Source organism: Klebsiella pneumoniae, assembly GCF_000742135.1.
GTDB classification, from domain to species: domain Bacteria; phylum Pseudomonadota; class Gammaproteobacteria; order Enterobacterales; family Enterobacteriaceae; genus Klebsiella; species Klebsiella pneumoniae.
Window position 1 is genome coordinate 1,392,527 of the sequence record NZ_KN046818.1, and the last position, 22,342, is coordinate 1,414,868.

23 protein-coding genes and 1 riboswitch are annotated in these 22,342 nt (G+C 59.5%); of the genes, 12 read left to right on the forward strand and 11 right to left on the reverse strand.

All coding sequences use genetic code 11. The features are described 5' to 3' along the window. Window positions 1-51: 51 nt before the first annotated feature. Window positions 52-1,341 carry an adenosylmethionine--8-amino-7-oxononanoate transaminase gene (bioA, locus tag DR88_RS18490; RefSeq protein WP_032444013.1) on the reverse strand — a complete coding sequence of 430 codons (1,290 nt, stop codon included), beginning with the start codon at window positions 1,339-1,341 and terminating at the stop codon, window positions 52-54. A gap of 213 nt (window positions 1,342-1,554) precedes the next feature. On the opposite strand from bioA, the gene bioB reads away from it, so the two are divergent. From bioB to bioD, 4 genes are read left to right on the forward strand one after another with little or no spacing between them, the layout of a single operon-like run. Next, a complete protein-coding gene (gene bioB, locus DR88_RS18485) occupies window positions 1,555-2,595 on the forward strand; it encodes a biotin synthase BioB (RefSeq protein ID WP_002895580.1) in 1,041 nt (346 codons plus the stop codon). Then, window positions 2,592-3,749, forward strand: coding sequence for an 8-amino-7-oxononanoate synthase (bioF, locus tag DR88_RS18480; protein ID WP_014907917.1), 1,158 nt, complete (start codon window positions 2,592-2,594; stop codon window positions 3,747-3,749). Before bioB ends, bioF begins: the two co-directional genes overlap by 4 nt. After that, window positions 3,733-4,488 carry a malonyl-ACP O-methyltransferase BioC gene (gene bioC / locus DR88_RS18475; protein WP_004142100.1) on the forward strand — a complete coding sequence of 252 codons (756 nt, stop codon included), beginning with the start codon at window positions 3,733-3,735 and terminating at the stop codon, window positions 4,486-4,488. The genes bioF and bioC overlap by 17 nt, the downstream gene beginning before the upstream one ends. Continuing rightward, window positions 4,481-5,203: a dethiobiotin synthase gene (gene bioD / locus DR88_RS18470; protein WP_002895648.1), complete on the forward strand. Its 723-nt coding sequence runs from the start codon at window positions 4,481-4,483 to the stop codon at window positions 5,201-5,203. The genes bioC and bioD overlap by 8 nt, the downstream gene beginning before the upstream one ends. Here the strand turns inward: bioD and DR88_RS18465 are convergent. Both DR88_RS18465 and DR88_RS0125335 read right to left on the reverse strand, forming a co-directional pair. Next, on the reverse strand, window positions 5,145-5,867 hold the full coding sequence (locus DR88_RS18465; RefSeq protein WP_004152853.1) for an ABC transporter ATP-binding protein: 723 nt from the start codon (window positions 5,865-5,867) through the stop codon (window positions 5,145-5,147). The genes bioD and DR88_RS18465 overlap by 59 nt on opposite strands. An 86-nt stretch (window positions 5,868-5,953) precedes the next feature. Next, window positions 5,954-6,166, reverse strand: coding sequence for a hypothetical protein (locus DR88_RS0125335; RefSeq protein ID WP_002895652.1), 213 nt, complete (start codon window positions 6,164-6,166; stop codon window positions 5,954-5,956). Between the two features lie 411 nt (window positions 6,167-6,577). Between DR88_RS0125335 and uvrB the strand changes: the two genes are divergently transcribed. Beyond that, on the forward strand, window positions 6,578-8,599 hold the full coding sequence (gene uvrB, locus DR88_RS18460; RefSeq protein ID WP_004147678.1) for an excinuclease ABC subunit UvrB: 2,022 nt from the start codon (window positions 6,578-6,580) through the stop codon (window positions 8,597-8,599). Window positions 8,600-8,847: 248 nt separating this feature from the next. Here the strand turns inward: uvrB and pmrB are convergent, their stop codons facing one another. The 4 genes from pmrB to yvcK form a co-directional block, all read right to left on the reverse strand. Continuing rightward, window positions 8,848-9,945 carry a two-component system sensor histidine kinase PmrB gene (gene pmrB, locus DR88_RS18455; protein WP_004147680.1) on the reverse strand — a complete coding sequence of 366 codons (1,098 nt, stop codon included), beginning with the start codon at window positions 9,943-9,945 and terminating at the stop codon, window positions 8,848-8,850. Between the two features lie 3 nt (window positions 9,946-9,948). Further along, window positions 9,949-10,620 carry a two-component system response regulator PmrA gene (gene pmrA, locus DR88_RS18450; protein ID WP_002895659.1) on the reverse strand — a complete coding sequence of 224 codons (672 nt, stop codon included), beginning with the start codon at window positions 10,618-10,620 and terminating at the stop codon, window positions 9,949-9,951. After that, window positions 10,620-12,260, reverse strand: a complete 1,641-nt coding sequence (gene eptA / locus DR88_RS18445; protein WP_004147681.1) for a phosphoethanolamine transferase EptA — start codon at window positions 12,258-12,260, stop codon at window positions 10,620-10,622. Before eptA ends, pmrA begins: the two co-directional genes overlap by 1 nt. 104 nt (window positions 12,261-12,364) lie before the next feature. Next, window positions 12,365-13,270, reverse strand: coding sequence for a uridine diphosphate-N-acetylglucosamine-binding protein YvcK (yvcK, locus tag DR88_RS18440; RefSeq protein ID WP_004142092.1), 906 nt, complete (start codon window positions 13,268-13,270; stop codon window positions 12,365-12,367). A gap of 208 nt (window positions 13,271-13,478) precedes the next feature. Beyond that, a riboswitch (molybdenum cofactor riboswitch) is annotated at window positions 13,479-13,617 on the forward strand. Here yvcK and moaA point away from each other — a divergent pair. From moaA to DR88_RS18410, 6 genes are all read left to right on the forward strand, one after another. Continuing rightward, window positions 13,605-14,594: a GTP 3',8-cyclase MoaA gene (gene moaA / locus DR88_RS18435; protein ID WP_002895665.1), complete on the forward strand. Its 990-nt coding sequence runs from the start codon at window positions 13,605-13,607 to the stop codon at window positions 14,592-14,594. Its footprint overlaps the riboswitch before it by 13 nt. Window positions 14,595-14,617: 23 nt before the next feature. Further along, a complete protein-coding gene (gene moaB, locus DR88_RS18430) occupies window positions 14,618-15,130 on the forward strand; it encodes a molybdenum cofactor biosynthesis protein B (RefSeq protein WP_002895668.1) in 513 nt (170 codons plus the stop codon). 3 nt (window positions 15,131-15,133) lie between these two features. Continuing rightward, the gene (gene moaC / locus DR88_RS18425; protein WP_002895670.1) at window positions 15,134-15,622 is read left to right on the forward strand and encodes a cyclic pyranopterin monophosphate synthase MoaC; all 489 of its coding nucleotides are present in this window, start codon (window positions 15,134-15,136) and stop codon (window positions 15,620-15,622) included. After that, complete coding sequence (gene moaD, locus DR88_RS18420) at window positions 15,615-15,863, forward strand: molybdopterin synthase sulfur carrier subunit (protein WP_025862164.1); 249 nt, start codon at window positions 15,615-15,617, stop codon at window positions 15,861-15,863. The genes moaC and moaD overlap by 8 nt, the downstream gene beginning before the upstream one ends. Window position 15,864: 1 nt before the next feature. After that, complete coding sequence (moaE, locus tag DR88_RS18415) at window positions 15,865-16,317, forward strand: molybdopterin synthase catalytic subunit MoaE (RefSeq protein ID WP_002895674.1); 453 nt, start codon at window positions 15,865-15,867, stop codon at window positions 16,315-16,317. 45 nt (window positions 16,318-16,362) lie between these two features. Beyond that, window positions 16,363-17,067 carry a Bax inhibitor-1/YccA family protein gene (locus tag DR88_RS18410; protein ID WP_025862165.1) on the forward strand — a complete coding sequence of 235 codons (705 nt, stop codon included), beginning with the start codon at window positions 16,363-16,365 and terminating at the stop codon, window positions 17,065-17,067. A gap of 535 nt (window positions 17,068-17,602) precedes the next feature. On the opposite strand, the gene DR88_RS18405 is transcribed toward DR88_RS18410, so the two are convergent. The 3 genes from DR88_RS18405 to DR88_RS18395 are packed head-to-tail and all read right to left on the reverse strand — an operon-like array spanning window position 17,603 to window position 20,567. After that, window positions 17,603-18,568, reverse strand: a complete 966-nt coding sequence (locus tag DR88_RS18405; RefSeq protein ID WP_002895728.1) for a lysylphosphatidylglycerol synthase domain-containing protein — start codon at window positions 18,566-18,568, stop codon at window positions 17,603-17,605. Continuing rightward, the gene (gene clsB / locus DR88_RS18400; RefSeq protein WP_002895730.1) at window positions 18,565-19,809 is read right to left on the reverse strand and encodes a cardiolipin synthase ClsB; all 1,245 of its coding nucleotides are present in this window, start codon (window positions 19,807-19,809) and stop codon (window positions 18,565-18,567) included. The genes DR88_RS18405 and clsB overlap by 4 nt, the downstream gene beginning before the upstream one ends. Beyond that, window positions 19,806-20,567: an endonuclease/exonuclease/phosphatase family protein gene (locus DR88_RS18395; protein WP_004179098.1), complete on the reverse strand. Its 762-nt coding sequence runs from the start codon at window positions 20,565-20,567 to the stop codon at window positions 19,806-19,808. The genes clsB and DR88_RS18395 overlap by 4 nt, the downstream gene beginning before the upstream one ends. Before the next feature lie 131 nt (window positions 20,568-20,698). Here DR88_RS18395 and DR88_RS18390 point away from each other — a divergent pair, with 131 nt between their 5' ends. Next, window positions 20,699-21,136 carry a YbhQ family protein gene (locus DR88_RS18390; RefSeq protein ID WP_004176793.1) on the forward strand — a complete coding sequence of 146 codons (438 nt, stop codon included), beginning with the start codon at window positions 20,699-20,701 and terminating at the stop codon, window positions 21,134-21,136. 60 nt (window positions 21,137-21,196) lie between these two features. On the opposite strand, the gene DR88_RS18385 is transcribed toward DR88_RS18390, so the two are convergent. Then, window positions 21,197-22,303 (reverse strand): ABC transporter permease, encoded by a 1,107-nt coding sequence (locus tag DR88_RS18385; RefSeq protein WP_004142068.1) that lies wholly within the window; start codon window positions 22,301-22,303, stop codon window positions 21,197-21,199. Window positions 22,304-22,342 lie beyond the last annotated feature (39 nt).

A 22,342-nucleotide genomic window follows, 5' to 3' on the forward strand; every position in this document is an offset into this window, starting at 1 on the left:
TGCGCTGATTAACAAAGAAGTGTAGCCTTCCCGACGACGCAATTCCGCTATTTATTCGCTAAAAAATGTTTCTTCCTGCACTGCCTGGTTGACCGCACGGGTCAGGCGGGTCAGCTGCTCGGGCGTGATGATGTACGGCGGCATCAGATAAATCAGCCGGCCAAACGGACGGATCCAGACTCCCTGCTCGACGAAAAAGCGCTGCAGGGTGGCCATGTTGACCGGGCGACGGGTTTCAACCACGCCAATAGCGCCCAGCACGCGGACGTCCGCGACCAGCGCAGATCCCCGCGCCGGGGCCAGCTCGGCCTGCAGCTGGGCTTCAATCGCCGCCACCTGCGGCTGCCATTCGCCGCTCTCCAGCAGGCGCAGGCTTTCGCTGGCCACCGCGCAGGCCAGCGGATTGCCCATAAAGGTGGGGCCGTGCATAAAGCAACCGGCTTCGCCATTGCTAATGGTTTCAGCAACCGTTCGGGTAGTGATGGCGGCGGAAAGGGTCATGGTGCCGCCGGTCAGCGCTTTGCCCAGACACAGAATGTCGGCGGTAATCCCGGCGTGTTCACAAGCGAACAGCTTGCCGGTGCGGCCAAAGCCGGTGGCAATCTCATCGGCGATCAGCAGTATCCCTTCCCGGTCGCACATTTTACGCACCCGCTTCAGCCACTCCGGATGGTACATCCGCATGCCGCCCGCCCCCTGGACGATAGGTTCGAGGATCACTGCGGCGATTTCGTGACGATGCGCGGCCATCAGGCGGGCAAACGGTACCATATCCATCTCGTCCCACTCGCCGTCAAAGCGGCTTTGCGGCGCGGGGGCGAACAGGTTATCCGGCAGGTAGCCCTGCCACAGGCTGTGCATCGAGTTCTGCGGATCGCAGACCGACATCGCTCCGAAGGTATCCCCGTGATAGCCGTTGCGGAAGGTCAGAAAACGACGACGTGGTTCGCCTTTAGCCTGCCAGTACTGCAGCGCCATTTTCATCGCCACCTCTACCGCCACTGAACCGGAGTCGGCGAGGAAAACGCACTCCAGCGAGGCCGGGGTCATCGCCACCAGCTGACGGCATAGCGCAACTGCCGGCGGATGGGTGATCCCGCCGAACATCACGTGCGACATTTGGTCAATTTGTCCCTTCAGCGCCGCATTGAGGCGTGGGTGATTGTAGCCGTGGATCGCCGCCCACCAGGAAGACATACCGTCAACCAACTGTTCGCCGCCGGCGAGGGACAGCTCGCAACCGTGGGCGGACACCACCGGGTAGACCGGCAGGGGGGAAGTCATAGAGGTGTAGGGGTGCCAGATGTGGCGCCGATCGAAAGCGAGATCGTCCAGTGTCATAAGCGACTTGTAAACCATTTTGAAAACATTTAGGTTTACAAGTCTACACTGAACTTACTTACAATGAAACGTACACAAAATATTTCGCGCAGCATCGAGGCGGCAAGCGAGAACATCCCCAGGAGCATAGTTCACTATGTAACTGGGAGGCGCGAGTGCCGCCAACAAAGAGGCTGTGTGAAATAGGAAGTGTACGACCTTTTGGAGAGGAAAATGGCTCACCAACCTCGCTGGACAATGTCGCAAGTAACGGAATTATTTAATAAACCGCTGATCGATCTGCTATTCGAAGCACAGCAAATCCATCGTCAACACTTTGATCCGCGCCAGGTGCAGGTCAGCACCCTGCTGTCGATCAAAACCGGCGCCTGCCCGGAAGATTGTAAATATTGCCCTCAGAGCGCACGCTACAAAACCGGCCTCGAAGCCGAGCGCCTGATGGAGGTTGAGCAGGTGCTGGAATCAGCGCGCCAGGCGAAAAACGCCGGCTCCACCCGCTTCTGCATGGGCGCGGCGTGGAAAAACCCCAATGACCGCGATATGCCTTACCTGGAGCAGATGGTGAAAGGGGTGAAGGCGCTGGGGCTGGAGTCCTGTATGACGCTCGGCACCCTGACCGACAGTCAGGCACAGCGCCTGGCCGAAGCGGGCCTCGATTACTACAACCACAACCTTGATACCTCGCCGGAATTTTACGGCAACATCATCACCACCCGCACCTACCAGGAGCGCCTGGATACGCTGGACAAAGTGCGTGATGCTGGGATCAAAGTCTGCTCCGGCGGTATCGTCGGGCTGGGAGAGAGCGTAAAAGATCGCGCCGGACTGCTGCTGCAACTGGCTAATCTGCCGACGCCGCCGGAGAGCGTACCGATCAACATGTTGGTGAAGGTCAAGGGCACGCCGCTGGCGGATAACGACGACGTCGACGCTTTCGATTTCATCCGCACTATCGCCATCGCGCGCATCATGATGCCCACCTCCTACGTGCGTCTCTCCGCCGGCCGCGAGCAGATGAACGAGCAGACCCAGGCGATGTGCTTTATGGCCGGGGCGAACTCGATTTTCTACGGCTGCAAGCTGCTGACCACGCCGAACCCGGAAGAGGACAAAGACCTGCAGCTGTTCCGCAAGCTGGGGATCAACCCGCAGCAGACGGCGGTGCTGGAAGGCGACAATGAGCAGCAGCAACGTCTGGAGCAGGCCTTACTCACCCCGGACACTGAGGAATATTACAACGCGGCGGCGCTATGAGCTGGCAGCAGCGAATCGATCGGGCGCTGGACGAGCGGCGGGCGGCGGAAGCTTTTCGCCGCCGCCTGCCGGTGACGCACGGCGCCGGGCGCTGGCTGGAGCGGGAAGGGGAGCGCTGGCTTAACTTCTCCAGCAATGACTATCTGGGCCTGAGTCAGCATCCGGCGATTATCGCCGCCTGGCAACAGGGGGCCACGCGCTATGGCGTCGGCGCCGGCGGCTCGGGCCACGTGAGCGGCTATAGCGAAGCCCACCGCGCGCTGGAAGAGGCGCTCGCCGACTGGCTGGGCTATCCGCGCGCATTGCTGTTTATCTCCGGCTTTGCCGCGAATCAGGCGCTGATCGCCGCCCTGGTGGAGAAAGACGATCGGATTGTCGCCGACCGTCTGAGCCACGCCTCTCTGCTGGAGGCCGCGAGCCTCAGCCCGGCGCAGCTGCGGCGCTTTACCCACAACGATCCGCAGCAGCTCGCGCAACTGCTGGCTAAGCCGCTGGCGGGCGAACAGTTGGCGGTCACTGAAGGCATTTTCAGCATGGACGGCGACAGTGCGCCGCTGGCGGCCATTCACGCCGCGACGCAGGCCGCAGGGGCAGTGTTGCTGGTGGATGACGCCCACGGTGTTGGCGTGGTCGGCGACGAAGGACGCGGGAGCTGCGCCGCGCAGGCGGTGCGCCCTGAGCTGCTGGTGGTTACCTTCGGCAAGGCCTTCGGCGTCAGCGGCGCGGCGGTGCTGTGCGACGAAGCAATGGCCGATTATCTGCTGCAGTTTGCCCGTCATCTGATCTACAGCACCGCGATGCCGCCCGCCCAGGCGGTGGCGCTGAGGGCTGCCCTGGGGATCATTCGCAGCGATGAAGGGCAGCAGCGTCGCGACATTCTGGCCGCCCGCATCCGTCAGTTCCGTGAGGGGATGGGCGAGGTGTCGCTGGGGTTGACCGACTCCGTCAGCGCGATCCAGCCGCTGATCGTCGGCGACAACGCCCGGGCGCTGAACCTGGCCTGCCGTCTACGCGACGCGGGCTGCTGGGCAACGGCGATCCGTCCGCCGACGGTGCCGGTCGGCAGCGCGCGTTTGCGCCTGACCCTGACAGCCGCCCATCATGCTGAAGACATTAACCGTTTACTGGAGGTGCTGCATGGCCACAGTGAATAAGCAGGCGGTGGCCGCGGCGTTTGGCCGGGCGGCCAGCGGCTATACGCAACATGATGAACTGCAGCGGCGCTGCGCCGATCTACTGCTGCGCCAGCTGGCGCGCCGCGATTTTGCGCAGGTGCTGGATGCCGGCTGCGGCCCCGGCAGTATGAGTCGCTATTGGCGTGAGGCGGGCAGCGTGGTGACCGCGCTGGATCTCTCCGCCGGGATGCTCGCCCAGGCGCAGCGTAACGACGCCGCGCAGCATTATCTGTTGGGGGATATTGAGGCGCTGCCGCTGCCGGACGCCTGCGTCGATCTGGCGTGGAGCAATCTGGCGGTGCAGTGGTGCGACGATCTACGGGCGGCAATTGGCGAGCTGTACCGGGTGGCGCGTCCCGGCGGCAGAGTGGCGTTTAGCACGCTGCTCGCCGACTCGCTGCCGGAGCTCAATCAGGCGTGGCAGGCCATCGACGACCGGCCGCATGCCAACCGTTTCCTTAGCGAAGCGGCGGTGCGCGCGGCGCTTAGCGGCCTGCGCGCGACCGGCGAGGTTCATCAGATTAGCCTGCCGTTCGCCGATGCGCTGAGCGCTATGCGCTCGCTGAAGGGCATCGGCGCCACCCATTTGCACCAGGGGCGGACCGCCGCCCCGCTTGGCCGCGGGAAACTGCGCGAGCTGCAGCTGGCCTGGCCGCAGCGGCAGGGCATCTGCCCGCTGACGTATTCTCTTTTTACAGGAGTCATTGAGCGTGACTAAACGTTTTTTTGTCACCGGGACCGATACTGAAGTCGGTAAAACCATCGCCAGCAGCGCCCTGCTGCAGGCGGCGAATCTGCTGGGTTTTCACACTGCCGGCTATAAGCCGGTGGCCTCCGGTAGCGAGCTTACCGGCGATGGGCTGCGTAATGAAGATGCGCTGGCGCTGCAGCGTCATAGTCGGGTCGCATTGCGTTACGACCAGGTGAACCCCTATACCTTCGCCGAGCCGACCTCCCCGCACATCATCAGCGCCGACGAAGGGCGGCCGATCGCCGCGGCCAGGCTCTCCAGCGGGCTGCGTGAGCTGGAAGGTCTCGCCGACTGGGTGTTGGTGGAAGGCGCCGGCGGCTGGTTTACGCCGCTCTCGGATTCCCTGACCTTCGCCGACTGGGCGCAGGCGGAACAGCTGCCGGTCATTCTGGTGGTGGGCGTTAAGCTCGGCTGTATCAACCACGCAATGCTTACCGCTCAGGCGGTACGCCAGGCGGGACTACCGCTGGCGGGGTGGATCGCCAATGACGTACAGCCGCCGGGCAAGCGCCACGCCGAATATCTGGCGACGCTGAAAAACCGACTGGCCGCGCCGTTCCTCGGCGAAATACCGTGGCTTGCCGACATCGCGCAGCGCGACGATCTCGGCCAGTATCTGGACCTCAGGGCGCTGGATCCGGCGTTATCCACTGCGCCAGCAGCGGCTCATCCAGCGCCATAATATCGCCTTCGGCGACGTTACGGCCCCGGTGCAAGACACAGAAGCGATCCGCCACCCGGCGGATAAAGGGCAGGTGCTGCTCGGCGAGCAGCACCGTCAGGCCGATATCGCGATTTAACCGCAACAGCAGATCCGCCAGCTTTTGCAGGCAGCGCGGCCCTCTGCCGCGCGAGGGTTCATCAAGGATCAGTAGCCGCGGCTGGACGATCAGCGCTCTGGCCAGCGCCAGCTGGTACTGATCGTCGTCGCTCAGCGAGGCGCCTTTGCGCTGCCGTAGGGCATAGAGCTCGGGAAAATGCTCATAAATCTCGCCGCCGCTGGCGTTAGCCCCGGGTTTCCCGGCCGCCAGGGCGATGTGCAGGTTCTCTTCCACGCTGAGTTGGGAAAAAATGCGTTTATCTTGTGGCACGTAGCCGATACCAATGGCGCTGCGCGATTGAGCGGACAGAGGGGTGAGATCCTGCGGCGGGGCGCCAATGTCATGCCAGGTCATCCGGCCGCTAGCCACCGGCAGATGGCCAGCAATGCAGTTAACCAGGGTGGTTTTTCCCATGCCCTCGCGTCCCAGTACGCCAATGCACTCTCCCGGGCGTAGTACAAGATCGACATTCCACAGCGAATGCTGGTTGCCGTAAAAGTGATTTACTGCCTGTAAATTCAACATGGACGTTTTCTCCTTATCCTGGCGTCAGGGCGACAGAAAGATGCTGCAAAACTCTTGCCAGGAAAAAGAACGCTCGGAAAAAAGCGCTAAACGCCGATACCATCGGGCCTCGTCAGCGCCGGGGCTGCACTTTTCCGGTGCCCGACGCTAAAGGGTGGTGCAAAAAGCAGCAAAAATCGAGCGGCTTTAAGCGGATAGTTATCAAAAATAGTTCGATAAAAATTTTTCGCCACGCGGTTGACCGCAAAAGGCGACAGGCGCCGGGCGGCGGTGGTCTTGGGCTGCGGACAGTTATCCACTATTCCTGTGGATAACCTTGTGTATTAGAGTTAGAAAACCTGCGGTAAGCTAGAGCGTACGCGGCTTGCGGCTGAATTGGCGCGAAAGGCGTCTTTTCTTTAAAGATCTTAAATATCAGCTTGTTAGATAAAATCAATGGGTGTAAGAAAAGCGTCATCTGCTGCCATAAAAGTTTCACCCGTCCGCTTGACAAATGTTAAAAGGTAAAATTTTCTGGGGATAACCCTGGCGGCCGGAGGATTATTCCGTCTGACGCGCGTTTTGCACCCAGCTTGCTAGCCAATAAGACCCTTTTGCGGCGTTATCATAAGTACGTACTGTTTAAATATCCAGTATAATTTATTGGCAAAAAACGGCCCGGGGGGTAGAATTAAACACCGGCCGCTAATTCTTTTTTCAGGTTCTGATTGATGAGTAAATCGTTTGTACTGCATTCCGCCTTTCGCCCCTCCGGAGACCAACCGGAAGCCATCCGCCGCCTGGAAGAGGGGCTGGAGGATGGGCTTGCGCATCAGACGCTACTGGGGGTTACCGGCTCCGGTAAAACCTTTACCATCGCCAACGTGATTGCCGACCTGCAGCGGCCGACGATGGTGCTGGCGCCAAACAAAACCCTGGCGGCTCAGCTCTACGGCGAGATGAAAGAGTTTTTCCCGGAGAATGCCGTCGAGTATTTCGTCTCCTACTACGATTACTATCAGCCGGAAGCCTACGTTCCCAGCTCAGATACCTTCATTGAGAAGGACGCCTCGGTTAACGAACATATTGAGCAGATGCGTCTGTCGGCCACCAAAGCGCTGCTCGAGCGGCGCGACGTAGTGGTGGTGGCGTCAGTCTCGGCGATCTACGGCCTCGGCGACCCGGACCTGTATCTGAAAATGATGTTGCATCTGACGGTCGGTATGCTGATTGACCAGCGAGCGATCCTGCGTCGTCTGGCCGAACTGCAGTATACCCGCAACGATCAGGCCTTCCAGCGCGGCACTTTTCGCGTGCGCGGCGAGGTGATCGACGTCTTCCCGGCGGAATCCGACGATATCGCTCTGCGCATTGAGCTGTTTGACGAAGAGGTCGAGCGTCTGTCGCTGTTCGACCCGCTCACCGGCCACGTCGAAGGGACGGTGCCGCGCTATACCATTTATCCCAAGACCCACTACGTGACGCCGCGGGAGCGCATCGTCCAGGCGATGGAAGAGATCAAGCTGGAGCTGGCGGAGCGGCGCAAGGTGCTGCTGGCCAACAACAAGCTGCTGGAAGAGCAGCGCTTAACCCAGCGTACCCAGTTTGACCTCGAAATGATGAACGAGCTGGGTTACTGCTCGGGCATTGAAAACTACTCGCGCTTTCTCTCCGGGCGCGGGCCCGGCGAGCCGCCGCCGACCCTGTTCGATTATCTGCCGGCGGATGGCCTGCTGGTGATTGACGAATCCCACGTCACGGTGCCGCAGATCGGCGGTATGTACCGGGGCGACCGGGCGCGCAAAGAGACGCTGGTGGAATACGGTTTCCGCCTGCCGTCGGCGCTGGATAACCGGCCGATGAAGTTTGAAGAATTCGAAGCGCTGGCGCCGCAAACCATCTATGTGTCGGCGACCCCGGGCGCCTATGAGCTGGATAAATCCGGCGGCGAGGTTGTGGATCAGGTGGTGCGGCCGACCGGTCTGCTTGACCCAATCATCGAAGTGCGCCCGGTGGCGACTCAGGTCGACGATCTGCTGTCAGAGATCCGCCTGCGCACGGCCATCAACGAGCGCGTGCTGGTCACCACTCTCACCAAGCGGATGGCGGAGGACTTAACCGAGTACCTTGAGGAGCACGGCGAGCGCGTGCGCTATCTGCACTCGGATATCGACACCGTCGAGCGCATGGAAATCATCCGCGACCTGCGTCTTGGCGAGTTTGACGTGCTGGTGGGGATCAACCTGCTGCGTGAGGGGCTGGATATGCCTGAGGTGTCGTTGGTGGCGATCCTGGATGCGGATAAAGAGGGCTTCCTGCGTTCTGAACGCTCGCTGATCCAGACCATCGGCCGCGCGGCGCGCAACGTCAACGGCAAGGCCATCCTCTACGGCGATAAGATCACCCCCTCCATGGCCAAAGCCATTGGCGAGACCGAGCGTCGACGGGAGAAACAGCAGCGCTACAACGAAGAGCACGGCATCGTGCCGCAGGGGCTCAATAAGAAAGTGGTGGATATCCTGCAGCTGGGCCAGGGCCTGGCGAAAACCAAAGCCAAAGGGCGCGGTAAAGCGAAGGTCGTTGAGCCTGCCGGGCTTAGCGCTGTGGATATGACGCCAAAAGCGCTGCAGCAGAAAATCCACGAGCTGGAAGGGCAGATGATGCAGCACGCGCAGAACCTCGAGTTTGAGGAGGCGGCGCAAATACGCGACCAGCTGCATCAGCTGCGCGAGCTGTTTATCGCCGCCTCCTGATTCTGGGCGCAGACTGGCGGAGTGGAGGTGCGGGGTATAGTGAAGGCGCGCTTCTCTTATCGTCCTGCTTGCCAGATAACAAACATTTGAGAAGAAAAAAGGCCGCGTTGCGGCCTTCTTAATGTTTGCTTAATCTCGCCAGGCGACACTATCTTCAACCTGATGAGGATAGCGCCCATGCAAAAAATTAACTTCCGTGAATATCTGGCGGTCGCCACCGCCCTGGTCATTATTGTTGCCTTCTTCCATCAATGGGTGCTGACGTTCTGACCCCCGCGCTGCGGGAATAGCACCCACGCGCGGACCCCTGGCCCTGGCTGTCGGTTATGCAAAAAAAACTGGGCGTCATGCAGCTGAGCGATGCGCGTGACGATGCTCAGTCCGAGGCCAATGCCGCCGTAGCGACTGTCCATGCGCACGAAGGCTTTACTGAGTTCGCCGCTTTTCGCCTCATCGATCCCCGGCCCTTCATCTTCCACCGCCATCACCGGCATCAGGCCTGCTTTCACCGACACGCGGATCGTCGACCCTTCAGGGCTGTAGCGGTGAGCATTCTCCACCAGATTGCGCAGGATTACGCGGATTAACGTCGCATCGCCAGAGACGACGGCCTCGTTTTCGATATCCGTCAGCAGCAGCCGCTGCTGACGCTGCGCCAGCATAGCCTCCAGTTCGTCCTGCAGGGGTTTTACCACGTCATCCAGCAACAGCACCTGCTGGTAGCTGCCGGCGGAGAAGGACTGGCCGACGCGCGCCAGCTGCAGCAGCTGGGAAATGCTGGTGGTCATCTGATCGAGACGCTGGATCAGCGGGTCGACGCCCATGCCATGCACTTTCGCCAGCAGCTCAAGGTGCAGCCGCAGCCCGGCCAGCGGGGTGCGTAGCTCATGCGCCACGTCGGCGGTAAACAGCCGCTCGCGGTCGAGGGTCAGATTGAGGCGGGAAACCAACTGATTCAGGGCGGTGGTCACCGCCGTGACTTCGGGCACCGATTCGCTGAGTACGATAGGAGTGAGGTTGTCCGGCGTGCGGTTCTCCAGTTCGCTTTGCAGTCGTGAAAGCGGGCGGGTGATCTTGCGCACCGCCAGCATGCTGATATACAGCGCCAGGCCAACGATCAGCAGGCTCGGCACCAGCAGGCTGGCAACCGCTTCCCGTACCTCATGCTCCACATGTTTCTGGTTGTTGTGCCCTTCGATAGCGCTGGCCACCAGCAGCTGGATCTGCTCTTTGCTCTCATGCCATAGCCAGAAGACGCTTATCAGCTGGCAGACCACCAGGATGGCGCCGATGGTCAGCAGCAGCCGGTGGCGCATGGTCCAGGTTTCAGTTGCAAACAGAGCCATGGTCTATTCCGTGTCGATGTTGTTAGCCAGCATATAGCCAAAGCCCCGGACGGTGCGGATCCGCGATTTGCCAATCTTTTCGCGTAGGTTGTGAATATGCACTTCCAGGGTATTGGTCGCCGGCTCGTTGTCCCAGCTGTAAATGTCGTTGTAGAGGATCTCGCGATGCACCGGGCTACCGGCTTTCATCATCAGCCGCGACAGCAGGGCATACTCTTTCGGCGTAAGATCCAGCGCCGTTTCACCCAGCCACACCAGGCGGCGAGTGACGTTAAGGCGCAGATTGCCGACGCTGATTTCATTATCGCCCTGGTTGTTATGCCGGCGGAGCAGGGCGCGAATGCGCGCATTGAGTTCCTCCAGGGCAAAGGGTTTTACCAGGTAGTCATCCGCCCCGGTATCGAGACCGCTAATGCGATCCTCAAGCGTATCGCGGGCGGTGAGGATCAGCACCGGCTGGGTCATTTTCTCCCGCCGCATGCGGGAGAGAAAATGCAGCCCGTCTTCATCCGGCAGGCCGAGATCCAGCACGATCAGGCTGTAATGATTGCTGGCCAGCGATAGCGCGGCTTCGTGCGCGGTGGAGACGCCGTCGCACACGTATCCTTCACTTTGCATCGCCAGAATTAACCCCTGCAACAGCAGCGCATCGTCTTCAATGACTAAGATTTTCATCAACCAGCCTCTCTACATGGCGTTAAGATATCATCTGCCGCCTGGTACTCGCGGGTGCTGACGCCGAGCAGGCCGAGCAGGGTGGAGAACAGATTATCCTGCGAGTAATTCTCTTTTTGCGCCCGCTGCTGCAGACAGTGCGCGGAAATACCGTAGCGCTGCTGGTAGTCGGCGGAGAGCCACAGCGCCATCGGCACATGTTTCTGCGTATCCGGCGCGATGGAATACGGCAGACCATGCAAATAGACGCCATCTTCTCCCAGCGATTCGCCGTGGTCGGACAAATAAACCAGGCTAGTGGTAAATTTATCCTGTTTAGATTGCAGTAGTTTTATCGCTTTATCAACGACATAGTCGACATAAAGGATGGTGTTGTCATAGGTATTGGTCAACTGCTCCCGGGTACAGCCCTGGATCTCATTGGTGTCGCAGGTCGGCGTGAATTTGCGAAACGCCGCTGGATAGCGATTGTAGTACGTCGGACCGTGGCTGCCGATGGTATGCAGCACAATAATGCCATCCTGTTGCAGGTTATCGATATAGCTGTCGAGATTATGGAACAGGACGTCATCGTAGCACTCGCCATCGATGCACTGCCCGGTGAGCTTCAGGTCGGTGACGTTCTGGTGTGGTACCCGGTCGCAGGCGCCTTTGCAGCCGCCGTCGTTATCGTTCCACAGTACCTGGATCCCTGCGCGCTGTAGAATATCCAGGACGCCTTCCTGATGGTGCGCCAGCTCTTCGTCATAATGCGCGCGCGGCATATTGGAGAACATGCACGGCACGGAAACTGCGGTTGCCGTGCCGCAGGAAGTGGTATGCGGAAAATAGATCACGCCGTCCTGCCGCATCAGCGGGTTGGTGTCGCGCGAATAGCCGCCCAGTGAGAAGTTATCCGCTCGCGAAGTCTCGCCGAGCACGACGATCGTCAGGTTCTTACGGGGAGCGTTATGCATCACCGCTTTCTGCGTGGCATCTTCGCCAATCTTCACCAGCGGCAGGTTGTCCATCCGATGATGAGCATACCAGGAGTTCACGGCCACAATGCTGTTGGAAGGGCTCAGGGATTTCACCAGCTCTTTGTTGTTACGGAACACCGAGGCGTAATCTTTGTAGAACAGCGCGGCCACCAGAATAATCAGCAGCGCCGAAACGGCGATATTGAGCAGGCGCATCGCCGCGCCGCGCCACCGCGTGGCGGGCTTACGGATTTTCACCCACCAGGCGACGAATACCGCCAAAACCCCGGAAAGGCCGAGGACGGCAATCATTTCGCCGGAGAGTAGAGCAAAGCTTTCCGCCGGAGTGGTGTCGAGGATATTGGTGATCATGCTGCGGTCGATCACCACGCCAAAGTTCCAGATGAAGTATTGCGCCGAGGCGCTGAGCAGAATGAACAGGCTAATCACCAGCCGGTCCAGCTTCAGGAACGAGGCGAGAGTGGTGAGGATATTCATCACGCTAATGGCCACGATCGGCATACTGAGAAATACCAGCCAGTTATGCAGGCTATTTACCGGCAGTAACGGGAAAACCTGGCGATAAAAAGCCAGGTTGAGAAAGATACCGATATAGCAAGCAAAGAGAATCAGATAAGTCGTGCGGCTGACCACCGGCCGACGCAGAGGCAATAACGACATAATGCACACCCACAGAAAAAGATGAGGGTATAGTGCCAGCCCTATTTTAAGACAACCTTAAGATTTTAAGGTGCGCCGAAGTGGGCCGCTTCCGGCGCGCAGGATCAGCCCGGCAGCTGGATCGCTTTCTCCAGCGCCCCGCGGAGCAGCGCCCGGTCATGACGATAGGGAACGTCGCTGGCCTCCAGCGGCGTCTGGATCACCAACCGGTCGTCGATGCCGCTGATATCGGCTTTTGGACCGGCGATCACCGCATCCACCACCCGCTTGCCTACATAGCGCTCCATAATCGCGATGCGCTCCGCCAGCGACAGCCTCGCGGCCGGGCTATGCTCTTTGCCGAGGTTATCGATAAAAACCATCGGCGCCGGGGTGCGGCGCAACGCCTGGGCCATCTCGTCGAGCAACAGGATCGGCAGCAGGCTGGTGTAAAAACTGCCCGGCCCAATGAGGATCAAATCGGCTTCGGCGATAGCCTCCACCGCCTCGCGGGTGGCCGGTACCGGCGGGGTGAGCATCAGCTCCTGCGGCACATTATCAAGCTGATCAATATTCACTTCGCCATAAACTTCATGGCCTTCATGATCGAGCGCCATCAAATCCACCGGTTGTTCTGACATCGGGATCAGGAAAGCGTCCACTTTCAGCAGGTTTCTGATCAAATTGATCGCCTCTAACGGCCGCACGCTCAGGTGATCCAGCGCCTTTAACATCAAATTTCCGAGGTTATGTCCGGAAAGCTCGCCGTTACCGCCAAAACGATACTCAAACATCGCCGACGCTACGCTCGGCTCGGCAATTAACTGGTTGATGCAATTGCGCATATCGCCCCAGGCAATGCCACCTTCCGAACGACGGATCCGCCCGGTGGAACCCCCGTTATCGGTGGTGGTGACAATGCCGGTCAGCCGTGAACCGAGCGAGGAGAGGGAGGACATCACCCGGCCCAAACCATGCCCGCCGCCGAGCGCTACCACCCGATCGAGGTCAGCGAATGTACGATTGCGCATAGAAATTCCTTATTTCACATAAACGGCCACACACTACCCGATCTACCCCTAAAAGACGATGGGAGGAGCCCGACAAACTGACCGACATCAAGGCAAAAAAATGATTTATGGCTATTCTGTAGCGAAAATGCACGAAGATAGCGATATGTATAAAATTATATAGCGAAATCGCCAATGGCGAAACTGCCTGTAACGCGCTACTATCGACATAACCTGTTAACACTCTAGCCTCTTCGCCTGTGTCAAAAGATATGGCGATTTGGCCGCGACGCCGCCGGTTGTCGCCAGGGCGTGGAAAGAAATGACCGCGTCTCCCGTATTTGGAAAGGTGTATATGGCCTCACAGCTTACCGATGCATTCGCGCGTAAGTTTTATTACCTGCGTCTGTCGATTACCGATGTGTGCAACTTCCGTTGCACCTACTGCCTGCCGAACGGTTACAAACCCGGCGCCGTCAATAACAATGGCTTTCTCAGCGTAGACGAAGTACGCCGGGTTACGCGCGCTTTCTCCGCGCTGGGCACCGAAAAAGTTCGCCTCACCGGTGGGGAACCCTCCCTGCGCCGCGACTTCACCGAGATTATTGCCGCCGTGCGTGAAAACCCGGCGATCCGTCAGATTGCGGTCACTACCAACGGTTACCGCCTGGCGCGCGATGTCGAACGCTGGCGCGATGCCGGCCTGACGGCGATTAACGTCAGCGTTGATAGCCTCGACGCCCGCCAGTTCCATGCCATCACCGGCCAGGATAAGTTCCACCAGGTGATGGACGGCATTGACGCCGCCTTCGCCGCCGGCTTTGACAAGGTAAAGGTGAATACCGTGCTGATGCGTGATGTTAACCATCACCAGCTCGATACCTTCCTCGCGTGGATCCAACCCCGCCGTATCCAGCTGCGCTTTATTGAGCTGATGGAAACCGGTGAAGGCAGCGACCTGTTCCGCCGTCACCATCTCTCCGGCATGGTGCTGCGCGATGAACTGCTGCGCCGCGGCTGGATCCATCAGATCCGCCAGCGCAGCGATGGCCCGGCGCAGGTCTTTTGTCACCCGGACTACGCCGGCGAGATCGGCCTCATCATGCCGTATGAAAAAGACTTCTGCGCCACCTGCAATCGGCTGCGCGTCTCGTCCGTTGGCAAACTGCACCTGTGCCTGTTTGGCGAAGGCGGCGTCGACCTGCGCGACCTGATGGCCGAAGACCAGCAGCAGGCTGCGCTGGAGGCGCGGATCGCCGAAGCCTTAACCCATAAAAAGCAGACCCATTTCCTGCATCAGGGCAACACCGGTATTACGCAGAACCTGTCCTATATTGGCGGTTAATCTTTTTCGAAAGGAGCATTCAGATGAGCCAGGCTAGCGCTGAGTTTATCCCGACCCGTATTGCTATTCTTACCGTTTCCAGCCGTCGCGGCGAAGAGGACGACACTTCCGGTCACTGGCTGCGCGAGGCGGCGCAGGAGGCGGGGCACCAAGTCGTCGAGAAGGCGATCGTCAAAGAGAATCGCTACGCCATCCGCGCTCAGGTATCGGCGTGGATAGCCAGCGATAACGTGCAGGTGGTGCTGATCACCGGCGGCACCGGTTTTACCGACGGCGATCAGGCGCCGGAAGCGCTGCTGCCGCTGTTTGATCGTGAGGTCGAAGGCTTTGGCGAAGTGTTCCGCATGCTGTCGTTCGAAGAGATCGGCACCTCGACGCTGCAGTCCCGGGCCGTGGCCGGCGTCGCCAACCGCACGCTGATTTTTGCCATGCCGGGCTCGACCAAAGCCTGCCGCACGGCGTGGGACAACATCATTGCCCCGCAGCTTGATGCCCGCACCCGTCCCTGTAACTTCATTCCTCACCTGAAGAAATAATCTATGTCACAACTGACCCATATTAACGCCGCGGGCGAAGCCCATATGGTCGATGTCTCCGGCAAAGCGGAAACGGTGCGCGAAGCGCGCGCCGAGGCTTATGTCGAAATGCAGGCGACGACCCTGGCGATGATTATCGACGGCAGCCACCATAAAGGCGACGTGTTTGCCACCGCGCGTATCGCCGGGATCCAGGCGGCCAAACGCACCTGGGAGCTGATCCCGCTGTGTCATCCGCTGATGCTCAGCAAAGTGGAAGTCAATCTGCAGGCGCAGCCGGAACATAACCGGGTGCGCATTGAATCGCTCTGCCGACTCACCGGTAAAACCGGCGTTGAGATGGAAGCATTGACCGCCGCCTCGGTTGCCGCGCTGACCATTTACGATATGTGCAAAGCGGTGCAGAAGGATATGGTGATTGGCCCAGTGCGCCTGCTGGCGAAAAGCGGCGGCAAGTCCGGCGATTTTAAGGTGGGTGAATGCCATGATTAAGGTTCTGTTTTTTGCCCAGGTGCGCGAGCTGGTCGGTACCGATTCGCTGACCCTTGATACCAGCGAACTGGCGACTGTCGAAGCGGTTCGTCAGCAGCTTGCCGCCCGCGGCGATCGCTGGGCGCTGGCCCTGGAGGAGGGCAAGCTGCTGGCGGCGGTTAACCAGACGCTAACCTCTTTCGAACATCCAGTGGCCAGCGGCGACGAAGTGGCCTTCTTCCCACCGGTAACGGGGGGCTGACATGACGCAAACCCGTATCGTGGTCAGCCCGGCGCGCTTTAGCGTCAGTGAGGAATATCCCTGGCTGGCGGAACGCGATGAAGACGGCGCGGTGGTCACCTTCACCGGTAAAGTGCGTAACCACAACCTCGGCGACAGCGTGAAGGCGCTGACCCTCGAGCACTATCCGGGGATGACTGAAAAATCGCTGGCGGAAATTGTCGAGCTGGCGCGCGAGCGCTGGCCGCTGGGCCGGGTGACGGTTATCCATCGCATCGGCGAAATGTGGCCGGGGGAAGAGATTGTGTTTGTCGGCGTCACCAGCGCTCACCGCGGCAGCGCCTTCGCCGCCGGCGAGTTTATTATGGATTACCTGAAAACCCGCGCGCCGTTCTGGAAGCGTGAAGCGACGCCGGATGGCGAACGCTGGGTTGACGCCCGCGACAGCGATCGCCAGGCGGCAGAGCGCTGGTAGTGTGATACGCTTACAGGGTGAAACTTTGTTTATCAGGAGAGAGTCATGGACAGATATCCGCGTTCCGATTCAATAGTGCAGGGCCGTACCGGCCTGCAGACTTACATGGCGCAGGTGTACGGCTGGATGACGGTCGGCCTGCTGCTGACGGCGTTTATCGCGTGGTTTGCAGCGAATACTCCGGCGGTGATGATGTTCGTCTTTTCGAGCAAAATCACTTTCTTCGGGCTGATTATTGCCCAGCTGGCGCTGGTGTTTGTGCTGTCGGGAATGGTGCAACGGCTGAGCGCCGGGATGGCCACCACGCTGTTTATGCTCTATTCGGCGCTGACCGGACTGACGCTATCGAGCATTTTTATCGCCTATACCTATTCATCGATCGCCAGCACCTTTGTGGTCACCGGCGGGATGTTTGGGGCGATGAGCCTGTATGGTTACACCACGAAGCGCGATCTGAGCGGCTTCGGCAGCATGCTGTTTATGGGGCTGATTGGCATCTTGCTGGCGTCGCTGGTCAACCTGTGGCTGAAGAGCGAGGCGCTGATGTGGGCCGTGACCTATATTGGGGTGGTGCTGTTTGTCGGTCTGACGGCGTATGACACCCAGAAGCTGAAAAACATCGGCGAGCAGATTGATACCCGCGACAGCGCCACGCTGCGTAAATACTCGATCCTCGGCGCCTTAACGCTGTATCTGGACTTCATCAACCTGTTCCTGATGCTGCTGCGTATTATGGGCAACCGCCGCTAACCTCTTTATATCACGGGGTTGCATCTCCGAACGCCCGGCAAGCGCAGCGCCGCCGGGCGAGATATCAGGCACGATACCCGTGATGTTGCCGGGTGGCGGCTGCGCCTTACCCGGCCTACAGGATCCTCTCACAGGCTCACACTCCGTAGGCCCGCGCAAGCGTAGCGCCGCCGGGCGATGGCATCAGGCACGGTACCCGTGGTGCTGCCGGGTGGCGGCTGCGCCTTACCCGGCCTACAGGCTCCTCTCACAGGCTCACACTCCGTAGGCCCGCGCAAGCGTAGCGCCGCCGGGCGAGATATCAGGCACGGTACCCGTGGTATTGCCGGGTGGCGGCTGCGCCTTACCCGGCCTACAGGATCCTCTCACAGACTCACACTCCGTAGGCCCGCGCAAGCGCAGCGCCGCCGGGCGAGATATCAGGCACGGTACCCTTGATTTTGCCGGGTGGCGGCTGCGCCTTACCCGGCCTACAGGATCCTCTCACAGGCTTACACTCCGTAGGCCCGTGCAAGCGCAGCGCGGCCTGGCCGTTTCATTCGCGGGCCAGCTTGCGCTGGTTCTTTTGCCGTAGCTTTTTCGCCCGGCTCTCCAGCAGCAGATAGGCCACCGTCGCCAGCAGCAATGGCAGGAAATAATAGAGCGCGCGCCAGGCGAGCAGGGCGGCAATGATCGCGCCCTTCGAAATATCTTCCCCGGAGAGCATGGCGATAAACACCGCCTCCAGCACGCCGATCCCAGCCGGAATATGGATAATCACCCCGGCGATACTGCTCACCAGCAGCACCCCTAATACCAGAAAATAGTTAATCTCGCTGCCCAACAGCAGCCAGATTATCGCCCCCATCGCCATCCAGTTCGCCGCCGAGAGCCCCATCTGCAGCAGCGCGAAGCGCCAGGAGGGCAGCACCAGCCGCTGGCCTTTAATCGTCAGGTGACGGCGTTTGGCGAACGCGCAGCCGAACAGATAGCAAAGCGTAAGGATCAGCATCACCCCGCCGATAATACGCAGAGTGGTCTGGCTGATGTACCAGTGCGGCGGCAGCTTCACCAGATCTGCCGTGAATATCACCCCGCCCAGCAGAATATAGCCCAACCAGTTGGTGGTAATGCTTAAGGAAAAAATACGGGTGATGGTGCTGCCGTTCAGCCCCAGCCGCGAGTACAGCCGGTAGCGCATACCAATCCCGCCGACCCAGGTGCTGAGTGTCAGGTTGAAGGCGTAGCAGATAAACGACACCAGCATGACCTGGCGTTTCGCCAGCTTGTGCCCGCAATAGGCCCGACCGAGCAGATCGTAGCAGCCGTAAATGAGGTAGCTGACGATAACCAGCGCAATGGCGCTAAACAAGGCCAGCCGATCGTAGCCGCGGATCACCTTCCACACGTCCTGCCAGTCGACTTTTTGCGCGTAGATCACCAACAGGACGATGACGGCGATAAAAAAGAGCACGGTCAGCACTCTTTTCGCCATCCGCCAGCGGGGATGTGATTTGCTCATAGTGGATTATCCCTGGCTGGAGACTCGACGCGGTCCTGAGTTTCAATTTCCGGCTGGACCGGCGGGCTGACTCTGGCCAGCCGCGGGGTATGAGCCGGTAACCAGCCGACCCATGCCGGGAAGTGGCGCAGAAAGTGGAAAGCCATCACGCTGACGCCCAGCCGCCACCAGTTGCGTTTCGGCAGCATCGTTTTATCGATCCGCTGGCAATCCCGGGCGATAAGCCCGTTGAGATTATCGCGCAGCGTCTGGTTAAACACCCGATCGTGGATGATCAGATTGGCTTCCAGATTCAGCGACAGGCTGAGCGGATCCAGGTTGCTTGACCCAACGGTGGCCCAGTGGTCGTCTGCCAGAGCGACCTTGCCATGCAGCGGGCGACGGCGATATTCGTAAATCTGCACCCCGCCCTTAACGAGATAGTGATAGAGCAGGTGGGCGCCAAACTTCACAATGGGAATATCCGGTTCGCCCTGCACGATCAGCTTAACCCGTACTCCGCGCCGCGCGGCATTGCGCATCGCATGCAGCAGGCGGTAGCCGGGGAAAAAATAGGCGTTAGCGATAATCACTTCCCGGCGGGCGCTGGTCAGCATCTTCAGATAGTGGCGTTCAATATCGTCGCGGTGATCCTGGTTGTCGCGCCAGACGAACAGCGCCTGCGCTTCGCCGGGGGTCTGGTTAATCTCCGGCTGGTGGCGACGACGTCGCCACCAGCGGCGGGCGGTTTCGCTGTTGGGCAGGTTTTCCAGCTCGAACTGCAGGATGTCGAGCACCACCGGCCCTTCGACCTGCACCGCATAATCCTGCTTCGCCTCCGGACCGTAGTCGCTCATATGTTCGGCGGAGTAGTTAATACCGCCGACAAAGGCGGTGGTGTCGTCGATTACCACGATTTTACGGTGCATGCGACGGAACAGATTGGTGCGCATCCCCATCAGCTTAGGACGCGGATCGTAGTAGCGGAAAATCACGCCAGCGGCGGTGAGCTCGCCGACAAATTCATCGCTGAGATCCGGGGAACCATAGCCGTCGAGGAGCACCTCCACCTGGATGCCGCGGCGGGCAGCCTCGAGCAGGACCGCGTGCAGCCGCCGGCCTACCTCATCTTCAAACCAGATAAAGGATTCGAGGATCACCCGCCGGCTGGCGCGACCGATGGCCGCAAACAGCGCCGGATAGTACTGGTCGCCATTCTCCAGTAGCGTAATGCGGTTGCCTTCCTGCCAACGACATTTCACAAATGTATCTCCACGCTAAGGGGTGCATGATCGGACAGATGCCGCCATTGTTTAAGGGCCAGCGCCTTCGGGCGACTGGCGTGGGCGTTCTTGACGTAAATGCGGTCGAGGCGCAGCAGCGGAAAACTGACCGGAAAGGTGCGCGCCGGCCGTCCGCGGGCGCGGGTAAAGATCTCTTCCAGACCGGCCTGGGCTTTTAACGGCTGGTTAGCCTGCTGACGCCAGTCGTTAAAATCGCCAGCCACCACCACCGGCTCGCCCGCGGGCAGGGTATTGACCCACTCCGCCAGCATGGTCAACTGCGCCTGCCGTTGGTCGGCGCGTAGACCGAGATGGACGCAAATCACGTGAATAGTTATCCCGCTCCGCGGCGGCACGATGCGGCAGTACAGCAGGCCGCGCTTCTCCCCGTTGCCGACCGAGATATCGCGATTTTCGTAGTATTCAATGGGAAAGCGCGACAGCACGGCGTTGCCGTGGTGGCCTTCCGGATAAACCGCATTGCGCCCGTAGGCGTAGTCGCTCCACATGGTGTCGGCGAGAAATTCATAATGGGTCGTATCCGGCCAGTTTTCGATGTGCAGCGGATGTACCTCATGAGCGCCCATCACCTCCTGCAGGCAAACAATATCCGCGCTAACGCTGCGCACGGCGTCGCGCAGTTCGGGCAAAATAAAACGCCGATTAAACGCCGTAAAGCCTTTATGGGTGTTAATTGTCAGCACGTTCAACGAAAATCCCGCCGTTGGCTCAGCCATAATTCTCCAGTAAATGTCACTTTCCTGAATAAAATAGTGTAGTAGACGTCACAAAAAGATGCGGTGTTACGGAATTTTCCGTAAAGTGCGGTACTCTGAGTAGCAGAGAAAAATCCTTCAGGAGAGAAGCCATGAAGTGGCAACAACGTGTACGCGTCGCAACGGGTCTTAGTTGCTGGCAGATTATGTTGCATCTACTGGTCGTGGCAGTACTGGTGATGGGTTGGATGAGCGGCGCGCTGGTGCGCGTCGGATTGGGACTGTGCGTCCTCTACAGCGTCACGCTGCTGGCGATGCTGTTTTTACAGCGTCACCATGAGGCGCGCTGGCGCGATGTGGGAGACTTCCTTGAGGAGCTCACCACGACCTGGTACTTCGGCGCGGCCATGATAGCGCTGTGGCTGCTGTCGCGCGTGCTGCACAACAACCTGCTGCTGGCCCTCGCCGGGCTGGTGATACTGGCAGGCCCGGCGGTGGTCTCGCTGCTGGCGAAAGATAAGAGCCGTTACCCTAAAGCGTTCGGGCTACAACAAGGCGGCAACGCAGCGAATCCCCAGAAGCATAGATAACTATGCGACTGGGGTGAGTAAGGAAAGCCAACGCCGTTGTAGTTTGAACGATGACGGGTATTACGCAATCTTCCTTCGGAACATCGCATACGCCGCTGAGCCGGTGGTGGCCGCTATGACCAGTAGCGGCCACAAACTTCCCCACACAATCTCCAGACTCGCATCCTTCAGATAAATTTGCTTGGTGATATCGGTAAAGTGGCGGATGGGATTTATCCAGGTCAGATCCTGCAGCCACTGCGGCATGTTTTCCACTGGTGAGACGTACCCCGACAGGAGAATAGCCGGCATCATAAAGACGAACACGCCGATAAACGCCTGCTGCTGGGTGGCGCACAGCGACGAAATCAATAAGCCAAAGCCCACCAGCGATAGACCGTAAATCACCATGGTGAAATAGAACAGCAGCAGCGAGCCGGCAAACGGGATCTGATAGGCCCAGATACCAATCGCCAGCACGATAGTTGCCTGCAGGGTGGCGACGATCAGCGCCGGCACCGCCTTGCCGACGAAAATTTGCCAGGTGGCGAGGGGGGAGACCAGCAGCTGGTCAAGGGTGCCCTGCTCGCGCTCGCGAGCCACCGACAGCGAGGTGACGATCATCACCCCGATGGTAGTGATCATGGCGATAAGCGACGGCACCACGAACCATTTATAGTCGAGATTCGGGTTGTACCAGTTGCGCACCACCAGCTCGCTGTTGTTCGGCTTCGCTTTACCCTCCAGCAGCTCCTGCTGATAGTTTTTCACAATCTGTTGCAGATAGTTGGCGGCGATTTGCGCGCTGTTGGAGTTGCGTCCGTCGAGCAGAAGCTGCAGCGGGGCGGTTTGATAGTTATCCAGATTGCGCGAGAAATCGGCCGGGAAGCGCACCACCAGCAGAGCTTTTTGTTCATCGATGGTCGGCTGGATCGCCTGCGGGCTTTGCAGCAGCAGGACGTGGGTAAAGGCTTTGGCGCGGGCAAAGCGCTGAGTGAGTTCCACCGCGTGGCGACCGCTGTCCTCGTTGTAGATAGCGATGGTGGCGTTGGTCACCTCCAGCGTCGCGGCAAAGGGAAAAAGCAGCACCTGAATCAGCACCGGCATGATTAAAATCGCCCGCGTCTGCGGCTCGCGCAGCAGCGACTGCAGCTCTTTGCGGATTAATGTCCATAAACGGTGAAACATAATAGCTCCTTTGGCCCATTCAACCACGCCGGGCGGCAC

Coding starts and splice junctions, on each gene's coding strand:
- eptA (WP_004147681.1), bottom strand. CDS start 12,260: ATGTCGTTATTGCCTCTGCGTCGGCCGGTGGTCAGCCGCACGACTTAT.
- moaA (WP_002895665.1), top strand. CDS start 13,605: ATGGCCTCACAGCTTACCGATGCATTCGCGCGTAAGTTTTATTACCTG.
- moaC (WP_002895670.1), top strand. CDS start 15,134: ATGTCACAACTGACCCATATTAACGCCGCGGGCGAAGCCCATATGGTC.
- pmrA (WP_002895659.1), bottom strand. CDS start 10,620: ATGAAAATCTTAGTCATTGAAGACGATGCGCTGCTGTTGCAGGGGTTA.
- pmrB (WP_004147680.1), bottom strand. CDS start 9,945: ATGGCTCTGTTTGCAACTGAAACCTGGACCATGCGCCACCGGCTGCTG.
- DR88_RS18465 (WP_004152853.1), bottom strand. CDS start 5,867: ATGTTGAATTTACAGGCAGTAAATCACTTTTACGGCAACCAGCATTCG.
- uvrB (WP_004147678.1), top strand. CDS start 6,578: ATGAGTAAATCGTTTGTACTGCATTCCGCCTTTCGCCCCTCCGGAGAC.
- moaD (WP_025862164.1), top strand. CDS start 15,615: ATGATTAAGGTTCTGTTTTTTGCCCAGGTGCGCGAGCTGGTCGGTACC.
- bioF (WP_014907917.1), top strand. CDS start 2,592: ATGAGCTGGCAGCAGCGAATCGATCGGGCGCTGGACGAGCGGCGGGCG.
- DR88_RS18405 (WP_002895728.1), bottom strand. CDS start 18,568: ATGAGCAAATCACATCCCCGCTGGCGGATGGCGAAAAGAGTGCTGACC.
- moaB (WP_002895668.1), top strand. CDS start 14,618: ATGAGCCAGGCTAGCGCTGAGTTTATCCCGACCCGTATTGCTATTCTT.
- bioC (WP_004142100.1), top strand. CDS start 3,733: ATGGCCACAGTGAATAAGCAGGCGGTGGCCGCGGCGTTTGGCCGGGCG.
- DR88_RS18385 (WP_004142068.1), bottom strand. CDS start 22,303: ATGTTTCACCGTTTATGGACATTAATCCGCAAAGAGCTGCAGTCGCTG.
- DR88_RS18390 (WP_004176793.1), top strand. CDS start 20,699: ATGAAGTGGCAACAACGTGTACGCGTCGCAACGGGTCTTAGTTGCTGG.
- bioB (WP_002895580.1), top strand. CDS start 1,555: ATGGCTCACCAACCTCGCTGGACAATGTCGCAAGTAACGGAATTATTT.
- moaE (WP_002895674.1), top strand. CDS start 15,865: ATGACGCAAACCCGTATCGTGGTCAGCCCGGCGCGCTTTAGCGTCAGT.
- DR88_RS18410 (WP_025862165.1), top strand. CDS start 16,363: ATGGACAGATATCCGCGTTCCGATTCAATAGTGCAGGGCCGTACCGGC.
- bioA (WP_032444013.1), bottom strand. CDS start 1,341: ATGACACTGGACGATCTCGCTTTCGATCGGCGCCACATCTGGCACCCC.
- yvcK (WP_004142092.1), bottom strand. CDS start 13,270: ATGCGCAATCGTACATTCGCTGACCTCGATCGGGTGGTAGCGCTCGGC.
- DR88_RS18395 (WP_004179098.1), bottom strand. CDS start 20,567: ATGGCTGAGCCAACGGCGGGATTTTCGTTGAACGTGCTGACAATTAAC.